11 protein-coding genes are annotated in these 11,760 nt (G+C 55.6%); 7 read left to right on the forward strand and 4 right to left on the reverse strand.

Going from position 1 to position 11,760, the window contains the following annotated elements; genetic code table 11:
- The 3 genes from CSA35_04190 to CSA35_04200 are packed head-to-tail and all read right to left on the reverse strand — an operon-like array spanning nucleotide 1 to nucleotide 1,648.
- Complete coding sequence (locus CSA35_04190) at nucleotides 1-681, reverse strand: phosphoribosylformylglycinamidine synthase I (GenBank protein ID PIE54823.1); 681 nt, start codon at nucleotides 679-681, stop codon at nucleotides 1-3.
- Nucleotides 678-929, reverse strand: coding sequence for a phosphoribosylformylglycinamidine synthase (locus CSA35_04195; GenBank protein ID PIE54824.1), 252 nt, complete (start codon nucleotides 927-929; stop codon nucleotides 678-680). Before CSA35_04195 ends, CSA35_04190 begins: the two co-directional genes overlap by 4 nt.
- A gap of 2 nt (nucleotides 930-931) precedes the next feature.
- Nucleotides 932-1,648: a phosphoribosylaminoimidazolesuccinocarboxamide synthase gene (locus CSA35_04200; GenBank protein PIE54825.1), complete on the reverse strand. Its 717-nt coding sequence runs from the start codon at nucleotides 1,646-1,648 to the stop codon at nucleotides 932-934.
- Nucleotides 1,649-1,848: 200 nt separating this feature from the next.
- Between CSA35_04200 and CSA35_04205 the strand changes: the two genes are divergently transcribed.
- From CSA35_04205 to speD, 4 genes are all read left to right on the forward strand, one after another.
- Nucleotides 1,849-3,657, forward strand: coding sequence for an elongation factor 4 (locus CSA35_04205; protein PIE54880.1), 1,809 nt, complete (start codon nucleotides 1,849-1,851; stop codon nucleotides 3,655-3,657).
- The gene (locus CSA35_04210; protein PIE54826.1) at nucleotides 3,614-4,789 is read left to right on the forward strand and encodes a coproporphyrinogen dehydrogenase; all 1,176 of its coding nucleotides are present in this window, start codon (nucleotides 3,614-3,616) and stop codon (nucleotides 4,787-4,789) included. The genes CSA35_04205 and CSA35_04210 overlap by 44 nt, the downstream gene beginning before the upstream one ends.
- Before the next feature lie 20 nt (nucleotides 4,790-4,809).
- Nucleotides 4,810-5,754: a UDP-N-acetylenolpyruvoylglucosamine reductase gene (locus CSA35_04215; GenBank protein ID PIE54827.1), complete on the forward strand. Its 945-nt coding sequence runs from the start codon at nucleotides 4,810-4,812 to the stop codon at nucleotides 5,752-5,754.
- A 139-nt stretch (nucleotides 5,755-5,893) separates the two neighbouring features.
- Nucleotides 5,894-6,712, forward strand: a complete 819-nt coding sequence (speD, locus tag CSA35_04220) for an adenosylmethionine decarboxylase (protein PIE54828.1) — start codon at nucleotides 5,894-5,896, stop codon at nucleotides 6,710-6,712.
- A 69-nt stretch (nucleotides 6,713-6,781) separates the two neighbouring features.
- Here speD and yedF read toward each other — a convergent pair whose 3' ends face one another.
- Nucleotides 6,782-7,414, reverse strand: a complete 633-nt coding sequence (gene yedF / locus CSA35_04225; protein PIE54829.1) for a sulfurtransferase-like selenium metabolism protein YedF — start codon at nucleotides 7,412-7,414, stop codon at nucleotides 6,782-6,784.
- Nucleotides 7,415-7,536: 122 nt separating this feature from the next.
- On the opposite strand from yedF, the gene CSA35_04230 reads away from it, so the two are divergent.
- The 3 genes from CSA35_04230 to CSA35_04240 all read left to right on the forward strand — a co-directional run bounded on the left by CSA35_04230 (nucleotide 7,537) and on the right by CSA35_04240 (nucleotide 11,734).
- On the forward strand, nucleotides 7,537-8,940 hold the full coding sequence (locus tag CSA35_04230) for an L-seryl-tRNA(Sec) selenium transferase (GenBank protein PIE54830.1): 1,404 nt from the start codon (nucleotides 7,537-7,539) through the stop codon (nucleotides 8,938-8,940).
- Nucleotides 8,937-10,847 (forward strand): selenocysteine-specific translation elongation factor, encoded by a 1,911-nt coding sequence (gene selB / locus CSA35_04235; GenBank protein PIE54831.1) that lies wholly within the window; start codon nucleotides 8,937-8,939, stop codon nucleotides 10,845-10,847. The genes CSA35_04230 and selB overlap by 4 nt, the downstream gene beginning before the upstream one ends.
- Nucleotides 10,848-11,308: 461 nt before the next feature.
- Nucleotides 11,309-11,734, forward strand: coding sequence for a hypothetical protein (locus CSA35_04240; protein ID PIE54881.1), 426 nt, complete (start codon nucleotides 11,309-11,311; stop codon nucleotides 11,732-11,734).
- The last annotated feature ends 26 nt before the right edge of the window (nucleotides 11,735-11,760 follow it).

An 11,760-nucleotide genomic window follows, 5' to 3' on the forward strand; every position in this document is an offset into this window, starting at 1 on the left:
TCAGCCACCGGTCCTTTCAATCCATTTCCGAAGGGATGTCCACATAGCTGCTCCGTCCTCTCCGCCCAGGATCGCCTCGGTGTATCTTTCCGGGTGAGGCATCATGCCCAACACGTTGCCTTCCTCGTTAATCACGCCGGCGATATCGTTCAGGGCGCCGTTTGGGTTTTCTCCGTCGTATCGAAAGACCACCTGGCCGTTGCTCTCCAGGGTCTTCAAGTCATCTTTCGGGAGGTGATACCGCCCCTCGTAGTGGGCGATGGGGATGGTTACCTTTTGTTCCACGGAGTAGTCCCCGGTGAAGGCTGTGTCGTTCCGTTCGACTCGGAGGACCACGGGGCGGCAGATGAATGTCAGGTCTCGGTTTACCAGCAGCGCTCCCGGTAACAGTCCTGCCTCGGTGAGGATCTGAAAACCGTTGCATATTCCCAGGACGAGTCCGCCTCTCTCAGCATGTCGTCGGACATCGGCCATGATCGGGGCCGTTTTCGCTATCGCACCACACCTGAGGTAGTCACCATAGGAAAATCCCCCAGGGAGGATCACCAGGTTCGTACCCTCGGGAAGTCTGTCTCGGTGCCACATGGTCATATGCGGAGATATTCCGACCGTTTCCTTAATTGCCCTGTACACGTCCCGGTCGCAGTTGCTGCCGGGAAAGACAACCACCGTCGGGTTCATCCCAGAGACTCCATGCGGATCGTGTATTCCTCGATGATGGGGTTCACCAACAGATCCTGACACATACGATGTACTTGTTGCTCAGCAGATGTTATGTCACGGTCCTCCAGGTCGATGACCATGCAACGTCCCACCCTGACCGATGGTTCTTGGTAGCCCAGACGCTTCAGGGATGCGGCGACTGCTTTTCCTCGGGTGTCCAGCACATCATCCTTGAGCCGGATGAGTACGGTCGCTCGAAAGCTCATAATTATCTCCCCCTCTTGGACAGACGACGCCATATCTCACGATAGGCTCCCAGGACGTCGCCCAGGTCCTCTCGGAATCTGTCCTTGTCCAAACTGTTCTGTGTGCCCTTTTCCCAGAAACGGCATGTGTCTGGTGAAATTTCGTCGGCGAGAATAAGTCGTCCGTCCCGATCTTTCCCAAATTCCAGCTTAAAGTCCACCAAATCGATGTCAAGTGACGAAAATAGTTCTATCAGAAGCTCGTTGACCTGAAGAGCCAGTCTCTTGATCTTTTTCAAGTCAGCCTCATCGGCCCATCCGAAAAGCAGGGCGTGATCCTCCAGAACCAAGGGGTCGTCCAGATCATCGTTCTTGTAATACAGTTCGACCAGGGGGCGAGGAAGGGGAGTGCCTTGCGGTACACCAAGCCTTCGACAGATGGATCCAGCAGTCACGTTCCGAACCACCACCTCCAACGGCACGATGGTCACGGGACGCACTGTCTGGGACAGATCATCGATTCGTTTGATGAAGTGACTTTCAACACCTCGATCCTTCAGGTATGTGAATATCCACGCGCTGATGTTATTGTTGAGTTCTCCTTTACCGGCCATCTCGGCCTTCTTTTTGGCGTTGAATGCGGTCAGAGAGTCCTTGTACGTCAGGTACAGAAGCCCCGGATCGTCGGTCTCATACAGTTTTTTCGCCTTGCCCTCGTATAACATGCGGCCCGTCTCCATGGAGACCACCTCCCCATCAATTTACTGACATTATTCACTTGTTCGATGTAAATGTCAAGGTTTTATCGATCGAGTATCATTTCGATCCTACCGGATAGCTTGTCCTGCGATGCGATTTTTGCGTCAGTCTGCTATCATTGATCCGTTTCCCATGATTTTTTGGGATAGAAGAGGCTATGTTCGTGAGGTGTGTGCTGTTTATGGATCCCAAAAGGATACGAAATTTTTCCATCATCGCTCATATCGACCACGGAAAATCCACCATCGCTGATCGGATGTTGGAGATGACCGGGACCATCGATAAGAGAAATATGAAAGAGCAGGTGCTCGATAATCTGGAGCTGGAACGGGAGCGAGGGATCACGATCAAGTCGGTTCCCGTTCGTATGGACTACGTGGCCTCCGATGGTGAGTCCTATGTTTTGAACCTGATCGATACCCCGGGACACGTGGACTTCAGTTATGAGGTCTCCCGGTCTTTAGCGGCCTGTGAGGGGGCCTTGCTGGTTGTGGACGCAGCTCAGGGTGTGGAGGCTCAGACCCTGGCCAACGCTTACAAAGCCATCGATCAGGATCTTGAGATCGTTCCGGTGATCAACAAGATCGATCTTCCCTCAGCTCGGCCGGACGAGATCCGTCAAGAAATTGAGGACGTGGTGGGACTGGACGCTTCCGAGGTGGTCTTAGCCAGTGCTAAGAACGGTGTAGGGATCAACGAGGCCCTGGATCGGGTGGTACGGGATGTGCCGCCCCCCCAGGGGGAAACGGACGCTCCTCTGCGGGCCTTGATCTTCGACTCGGTGTACGATAACTATCGTGGCGTTATCTGCTATATCCGGGTGGTGGATGGTCGAATCAGCTCTGGTGACGATGTGGTCTTCATGGCCACGGGCCGTCGCTACACAGTTGAGGAGGTGGGGGTGTTTAAGCCGGGGTTCACTCCGGCGGACTCCCTGTCCGTGGGGGAGGTCGGCTACCTCACGGCCAGTATCAAATCCTTGGAAGAAGCCCGGGTTGGCGACACGGTGACCCTTGGCGGTCGCCCTGCCGAAGCGCCTCTGCCCGGGTATCAGTCGGTGAAGCCCGTCGTGTACTGCGGGTTCTATCCGGTGGATCGGGATGAGTATCCTCAGCTTCGGGAAGCGCTGGAAAAACTCAAGCTGAACGACGCATCCATCGATTTTGAGCCAGAGACATCCACAGCTTTGGGTTTTGGTTTCCGATGCGGTTTCCTGGGGCTTCTCCACATGGACATCACCAGGGAACGACTTCAGAGGGAATTCGATGTCCAGCTGGTGGCCACGGCTCCCAACGTGGTGTATCGAGTGCTGAGTCGGAGGGACGAGGAGATCGAGGCTCACAGACCGTCGGACTTCCCCGATATGGGGGCCGTTGCGTCCGTGTCGGAGCCCGTGATACGTCTCACTGTCTATGTTCCGTCCGAGTACGTGGGTAAGGTCATGCAGCTGTGTCAGGAGAAGCGGGGGACCTTTATCTCGATTGATTATCTCACCCCCGATCGGGCTCGGGCTGTCTACGACGTGCCTCTGGCCGAGTTTATAGTGGACTTCTACGACCAGCTTCAGTCTCAGACCAGAGGGTATGCCTCCCTGGATTACGATCATGTCGGATTTAGGGAATCCGACCTGGTCAAGGTCGATGTGCTGATCAATCACGAACCGGTGGATGCCTTCTCGTTTATATGTCACCAGGATGACGCCTACCATAGGGGACAGCAGGCGGTGAAAAAACTTAAGGAGCTCATCCCTCGTCAATTGTTTGAGGTGCCGCTCCAGGCGTCGGTTGGCAAGAAGGTGATCGTGAGATCGAACGTGAAAGCCTTACGGAAGGACGTGCTGGCCAAGTGTTACGGTGGTGATATCACCAGAAAGCGAAAGCTTCTGGAAAAACAGAAGAAAGGTAAAGAAAAAATGAAGCTCATCGGGAAAGTCTCCATCCCTCCAGATGCCTTCATGTCTTTCCTCAATGTGGACGGTGACCGAAGCTGAGAGAGAGGGGCTGAAAAGGCCCCTCTCTCTTTATATCCATGTGCCGTTTTGTCGATCTAAATGTCCGTATTGTGCTTTCCCCAGCGACCTTTGTCGGGAAGGGGACATGGATGCCTACCTGTCAGTGTTGGAGAGGGACTTGGCAGCGTGGCGTTTCAGGGCAGGAGGCCCTCTTCGGTTTCGAACGATTTACATAGGAGGCGGAACTCCCACAGTTCTACCGCCTCGACGATGGGTTGATCTTCTGAAAATCCTTGATCGTTACAGCCACGGCTCTCCAGAAGAATTCACCGTGGAGGCGAATCCCGAGAGCCTGAGCGCTGAGCATCTTCGACTTTGGCAGGCATGGGGAGTCTCCCGAGTGAGCGTAGGAGTCCAAAGCCTGGACGACGGAATCCTTCGATGGCTGGGTCGGATCTACAATGGGAATAGAGCGCGGTGGGCTTTGGCCATGACGGTGGATGCTGGATTCGCTGTGAGTGCTGATCTTATGTTCGGTCTCGCAGGTCAGGATCTTCGACTGTGGCATCAGGACCTCTCGAACGTCCTCTCCTTGGGTGTCTCTCACCTGTCGGTATATCAGCTGACTATCGAGTCTCAATCCCGTTGGGGGGACTCCCCTCCTGAAGGGATGGCAGATGGGTACGGGCAGTATCGATGGGCTCAGTTGTATCTGTCACGTTGTGGTTTGGATCAATATGAGGTCGCCAGCTTTGCTCTGCCTGGGGCGGCGTCTCGTCATAATCTAGCGTACTGGCGGCGGGAGAACGTGATTGGTGTAGGGCCCGGTGCATGGGGGTATCTTGAGGGGTTTCGATATGCCAACGAGCCTGATCTGGGTCGATATGTCGCTGCCCTTATGGAGGGCCTTTCTACCTTGGCCTATAGCGAACGACTTGGCGGTCTTGCAGCAGCCTCGGAAGCGGCTATCCTGGCCCTTCGGACCGTCTGGGGAATCGATATACATGACTACGGTCTCAGGTTTGGCTCCGAGGCGTTGGATCGTTTGGAGGCTGCTCTGAGGGCTATGCCCGAGAATTGCCTGCGTTGGTCAGGGCAGAGGGTGGCCTTTTCGGCTAAAGGGATGAGGGTGGCTAACTCTTTGTGGGAGATGTTGCTGTGGGATGAATAGGGACGGGGAGGATCGATGACATGAAGAAGGTCGTGGAGCGCCTCAGGGGGATGGGGGTGCCCGTCGCCCTGAATGAACCTCTGAAAAAACACTGTACGTGGAAAATCGGTGGCCCCGCCGACATGTACCTCCGACCGACCTCGGTCCAAGAAGTGGCCCGAGCGACGGCTTTTCTGGATGAAGCTCAAGTACCCTGGATGGTGGTTGGACAGGGGTCTAACCTCCTGTTCGATGACCTGGGGTTTCGAGGGGCAGTGCTGGAGATGCGGTCCGGTCTGTCGGGGATCGAATTTGACGGGGATAGGGTGACCGTCGGAGCAGGGACATGGATGCCCTGTCTCGCCCGAGCCACCGCATGTGCTGGATTGTCGGGGTTGGAGCATGCTGTGGGCATTCCCGGAGCTGTCGGAGGGGTGGTGGTGATGAACGGCGGCAGCCTTCGTCACTCGTTGGGCGACGTCGTTGAGTGGGTTCGCTTTGTTCGAGGTGGGGATGTTTTTCAGATACCCCGTGATGAATGCGGGTTTGGGTATCGTCGCTCTGTCTTTCAGAATGGTCGGGATATCGTGGTTGCGGCAGGGCTCCGGTTGACCTGTCGAGATCGTCGTGAGGTTCGCCGGGAGATGCTGGATGATCTTCGAGTACGTCGAGGAAAGTTCCCCTTGAAATATCCCAACTGTGGCTCGGTCTTCAGCAACGATCCAGTCATCCATAGCAAGTGGGGGCCGCCGGGAAAGGTCGTCGAGAGCTGTGGCCTGAAGGGGCTTCGATTGGGGAATGCCATGGTGAGCCACAAGCACGCTAATTTCATCCTCAACCTGGGAGGAGCGACCTCCTCTGACGTAATCGGATTAGTTCAAGCGATTCGAAGGGTTGTGGCCCAGGTTACAGGGGATTTTATTCCTTGTGAGGTCCGCTACGTTCGGCCTGAGGGCTATGTGCTTCCTCTAGACCGGATTTTCTGATGGGGCCATCCCGTTCCTTGCTTTTTTTTGCGTAATACTACCAGTTTTGCTGCTCATAGTGGTATAGTTTATTTGGTGGTGTCTGGAAGTGACCGTACGCTGGGATCCCAGGCAACCCTATTTTTTCTGGGGGTGTGTGATGACGGAAGACCGGATCAAACTGTACGGTTTCAATAATCTTACCAAAAGCCTGTGTTTCAACCTCTACGATATCTGCTATGCTCAAAGCATGGTAGAACGTCGGGAGTACATCAAATACATCGATGATGAGTACTCGGCCGATCGGGTCACTGCCATCCTCAGCGATGTGGCGGAAATTATAGGAGCTACTATCCTCAATGTGGCGAAGCAGGACTATGAACCACAGGGGGCGAGCGTTACCATGCTGATCGCTGAGGAGCCAGTTCCTCCAGAGCTTCGAGGAAGTGAGTCGGAGCGGGAACAACCGATGCCTGGCCCTCTGCCGGGCACGGTTCTGGGTCACCTGGATAAAAGCCATATCACAGTGCATACCTATCCAGAGCAACATCCCGACAACGGCATCAGCACCTTTCGAGCTGACATCGACGTGTCCACCTGTGGGCGTATATCCCCTCTTCGGGCACTCAACTACCTGATCCATCGCTTCAACCCAGATATTGCCTGCATCGATTACCGGGTGCGGGGGTTCACCCGGGATGTGGATGGGAACAAATACTTTATCGACCACGACATCAACTCCATACAGGACTTCATAGCGAGAGACACCAGGGATCGATATACTATGTACGACGTGAACGTATATCAGGAAAATCTCTTCTGCACGAGGATGACCCTACGGGACTTTGATCTCGACGATTATCTGTTTCACGTGAACGCCGAGGATATCCGACCGTCAAAACGCAGGATAATCACCGATAAGATCAAGACCGAGATGTCGGAGATATTTTCCGGTCGCAACCTGAAGGTCTTTCGGTGAGACTGTGGGCCTGTACGAGGAGGCCGGGCCCCTTACGGACCCGGCCTCCTGTCTATTCGCATATAGGGTCTAGATGGTGAGAGTCTTGTCTGCTTCTAAAAGGGCTTCGGCGATGTCAAACATGTTGGATATCTCACCAACCTGTACCTGATCAGACACCCCAAAGTGATTGACGCAGGTCCCGCAGACCAGGATTCGGCATCCTTTGGACTGAAGCTCCTGAAGACTTTCCCAAGCTGAGCTGTCCTTCAGGGCCAGTCGGACTCCCTCATTCATGAGAGCCAGGGTGTTCGGAATCAGGGGGGACCCGACCTGGTGGATGCTCCCAAGGAATCCCTTGATGAGGACCTCCCCGAGTTCCCGATCCGTTCCTCCCAGGACATCTCTGGAGATGAGGACGGTGGTTGAGGGCGATTGTCTTGGGGAGAAGGTCGTCTCCTGAGCCGTCAGGGGGTTGGGTTGGGGAGGCGACTCCTGGATGGTTGTACTTTCAGGGAGGGTCCCCGTGATGATGATGTCCAGATCGTTCTCCGCCTCCAGGGAGATGTTGAAGCCCTTGCTTTTAAGGAGTCGGGAGACGTTTTGCCCTGCTACAGGGTTGTCGACGATGACCCGAAGGTTCTCTCGATTCCTCTCAATGGCTTTTTTGGTTAGAATAACCGGCTCAGGGCAGGGTTTCCCTCTGGTGTCCACGATCTGCATGCTTGATCGACCTCCTTGATCCTCGGTGGATTCTTGGGGAATAGAAAAAGTATACCATCGACGAAGCCTCTTCGGCCTCGTTTTCAACGAAAAATCAGGAACGGATGGTGACCATCTCGATTATGAACGAACGTACACAGGTCCTCCTTCGGTCTCTTCCAGCTATGGAGATCATGCTCAGCGACCCACGCAATGTATCACATCTGAAAAGCGTGAATCGGGATCTTTTGAAGAATATGTGCTCCTCGGTTTTGGACGAGTTCCGACGGTCCATTTTGGAGGGAGAGAGGATATCCTTTGACGAGGACGAGCTGTTTGGTGAATTGGATCGTCGAATTCTCGCCGTTGCCCGACCGAGCCTTGTCCCTGTGGTGAACGGCACCGGGGTTGTCGTGCATACCAACCTGGGCCGCTCCTGTCTGGCTCCTGAGGCAGCCTCCGTAGTCGATCTGGTTTCCCGTCGCTACGACACCCTGGAATACGATCTGGAGGCTGGGGAGAGGGGCCATCGAAACTCGCATGTGGAGGGGCTTCTGTGCTGCCTGACCGGGGCCGAGGCCGCTGTGGTGGTGAACAACAACGCCGGGGCTGTGCTCCTGTGCCTTGCGGCTCTGGGAAGTGGCAAATCGGCGATGGTCTCTCGGGGAGAGTTGGTTGAGATCGGAGGCTCGTTCAGGATCCCCGATATCATGGCTTTTTCCGGGGTCAGGCTTGTGGAGGTGGGAGCTACCAACAGAACTCATCTCAGGGATTACGAGAGGGCGCTGGAGTATGACACTTCCATGGTCATGAAGGTTCACCCCTCCAACTTCAGGATCCTGGGATTTCACTCGGAGGTCTCCCGTGAGGAGCTGGCTCGCCTGTCGCATGAGAGAGATCTGATATTCATGGAAGACCTTGGAAGCGGCATCCTGGTGGACCTGGAGCCCTTGGGTCTGGCGGGAGAACCTACGGTGGCGCAGTGCCTGGAGGCCGGGGTGGATCTGGTCACCTTCTCCGGTGATAAGCTTCTGGGTGGCCCTCAGATCGGCGGTATTGTCGGGAGGAAGGCCCTCGTGGATCGTATTCGAACCCACCCCCTTCTCCGAGCTCTTCGATGTGACAAGATGACCTTGGCCGCTTTCGAGGCGACACTGCGCATCTATCTTCGGGGCGAATGGCGAAAGATCCCCACGTTGGATATGCTGGCCAGATCTCCCGAGGCAATTCGGGAGCGGTGTGACCGTTTGGCCGCCGCCTTGGCCTCGGTGGTTGCTTCCGATGGACAGGTCTCGGTGACGGAGGTGCAGGATGCCGTCGGTGGCGGAGCCTTCCCTGCCACGGATATGCTCGGGTACGCCGTGGCCGTTCGTGTAGGCTCCTGCAGTGCAGGTCGCCTTCAGGAACGGCTGAGGGCGTGTGCTACCCCAGTGATCGCCGGAGCCAGGGACGATACCCTTTTAATCCATGGTCGCACCCTTCTGGCTGACGACGATGAGCGGGTGGTTCGAGCCTTTACTTTATTAGTGGAGGAGGGGTGGTCGTGAATCAGGAAATCGCTTTGGTCATCGGTACGGCCGGTCACATCGATCACGGGAAAACCTCCTTGGTCAAGGCCCTGACCGGTCACGATTGCGACAGGCTTTCGGAAGAGCGCAAACGGGGAATCACCATCGAGCTGGGCTTTGCTCCCTTAATGCTTCCGAGTCAGCGAGTCGTCAGCGTCGTGGACGTTCCTGGGCACGAGCGATTCATCCGTCAGATGGTTGCCGGTGCGTCAGGCCTTGACGCTGTAATCCTCGTGGTGGCTGCTGACGAAGGAGTCATGCCTCAGACCAGGGAACACCTGGATATCATCAAGCTCTTGGGGGTTCATGAGGGGTTCGTCGTCCTCACGAAATCGGACCTGGTGGATGACGAGATGTTGGAACTGGCAACGGCCGACGTCGAGGACCTGGTCTCTGGAACCTTTTTGGAGGGATGTCCCATGATCCCGGCGTCGTCGACCACCGGGCGGGGTGTGGACGATATTCTGAGAGAGTTGGAGAAGCTGGTCGACAGGGTCGTCCCTCGAGAACGAGCAGGGGCTTTCTTTATGCCCGTGGATCGGGCATTCCCCGTGGCGGGGTTTGGGACAGTGGTGACTGGCACGGCCTACAGGGGAGCGCTGGATCAGGGGGCCAACGTGGAGATTCTTCCGTCGGGACTCAACAGCAGGGTGCGTAGCGTCCAGGTCCACGGTTCGTCCGTGGACGAGGCTCAAGCGGGGCAGCGAGTGGCGATGAGCCTGAGTGCCCTGTCGGTGGACCAGCTGAGTCGGGGTGACGTCGTCTGTGCTTCCGGAGTCTTTCGCTCCTCGACCTGTCTGGACGTTTCCCTTTCCCTGTTGCCTCACGCTCCAGAACCAGTAAAGCACTGGCAGAGACTTCGGGTTCACGTGGGAACGTCGGATATCCTCGCTCGAGTGGCCTTTTTGGACCGAAAAGAGCTTGAGCCCGGAGATGTGTCACCGGCCCAATTGGTCCTGGAGGAACCTGTGGTAGTTACAGTGACTCAGAGATTTGTGATTCGCTTCTACAGTCCCCTTCGAACCATCGGAGGTGGAGAGGTCCTTGCTCCCTATGGTCGAAAAGCCAGAGGCTCTCAGGCCCGAGTTCAGGCTGTACGTCGGCTCAAGCGTCTCGCGTCGGTTCGTTCCAGATCCGAGAGGGTTGAGGCCTTGCTTGCCTTTTGGGGGCGGATGACACTGGACGATCTTATCGTACAGGCTCAGGAAACCCGTAAGGGGTTGGTCGCTCTCCTGTCCGAAAACTCCGCTATCTCTGTTTTGCCTGTGGGGAACGGTGTTGCCTTGTCGGCCGATGAGATTCAGCGCCTCAGTGGAGAAATCGTCGGTTTCGTTCAAACCTACCACGAAGAACATCCCCGTCAGGATGGTCCCCCCCCTGATATAGTGGTCAACCACCTTTTCCCTGAGGGGGATCGCAAGTTGGGGCGGGCCTGTCTGGACAGGATGGTTCAGAGAGGTGAGCTGGTGTCTCGGGAAGGTGTTTTGGCTCTGCCGGATTTTGAGCCCAGGGACGATCAAGCGCTTCAGATCGCTCTGGACGCTCTTCTGGTCCTCTGTGATGAGACAGGGTTTCAACCGCCTCTCCTGGCTGACTGCCCAGCACTCCTGAACATGGTCCCCAACGATTTCTCTAAATTGCTCAGTGAGGCGAGGAACATGGGACTCGTTTCGGTCGTGGACGGGACATTTCTTCTCTCTTCGTCCGTTGAGGCTCGTCTCATGGAGGTTTTGCGATCGGTTGAGGGGGGCATCACCATAGCTTCGGTGCGTGATATTACAGGAAGCAGCCGAAAATTCGTTCTCCCTCTTCTGGAATATCTGGATGGCAAGGGATTGACACGCCGGGTTGGCGATCGACGAATTATCCTGGGGGGGACTGCTTGAAGAAATTTGACACGAGAGAGTCCTCCACGTTCGGGCTTATGTTCCATTCTCCTGAGTATCGTAGGTACCTTCATGGGGGCGTCCACTTGAGAGGCCTCATGGGAAAGTTATTTCAGAACCTGTTGTGTCGTGGTGTGTATGGTCTGATACGCTTGTGTCGGATACCCTGTTCTTTCAGAACCTTCTCGAAGAGAGTCTTGCGCCCCTTGCGAGAAGTGAATCGATTGATGGACTCTGACAGAAGCGTGTGATTATATCGATCTCTTCCTGCCGATGCTCGGAAGGGATGAGAACGAGGTCTGCCGGGAGCGATACGCGGGAGACTGAGTCGAGCCGTTGTATCGCTTCTTCTAGCGGTGGAGATCTCCTGTTGAGCCCTCTGGCTGATAACGGCGGCCCCACATGGACCATGGCGATAGGAGAGGGGAGTCCCGCCAGAGATGCCGGCACGGTGAGCGCGGATATACCAGAGGGGAGAGGCGTGTGATCCTCAGGATACGCCGGACGTTGGAGCCTACGAGTATAAAGAGACTGGACCTGCTCCTGCATCTGGCAGTGGTGGTGGCGGTTGTTCTGCGGGCTTTGCCCCGGCCGTTCTGTTCCTCGCCCTGCCACTGTTTTTTCTAAAGACGTTGAAGGATAGACTGATCGGGAGTATAACGATAGAAGACAAGAGGAGGAGCCGTCCCGAACCAAGGCGGCTCCTCCTCTTTTTCGCTGTGTTGCTCTGGGTCTCTATGTATATATCCATCCCGTCCTTCTCGAATGAGGAGACGAACGAATTGTGTGTCAACGGTCTTCGACGAGGAAAGAGCTTTCGCACCTCGTCTTTTCGTCTCCTCTTGATTATAATGGGAAATAACAGCGCTACGATGCGCTCAATTTAAGGCCGATGGAGCAAGGATATCCATGG

This window comes from Dethiosulfovibrio peptidovorans (assembly GCA_002748665.1).
Classification (GTDB): domain Bacteria; phylum Synergistota; class Synergistia; order Synergistales; family Dethiosulfovibrionaceae; genus Dethiosulfovibrio; species Dethiosulfovibrio peptidovorans_A.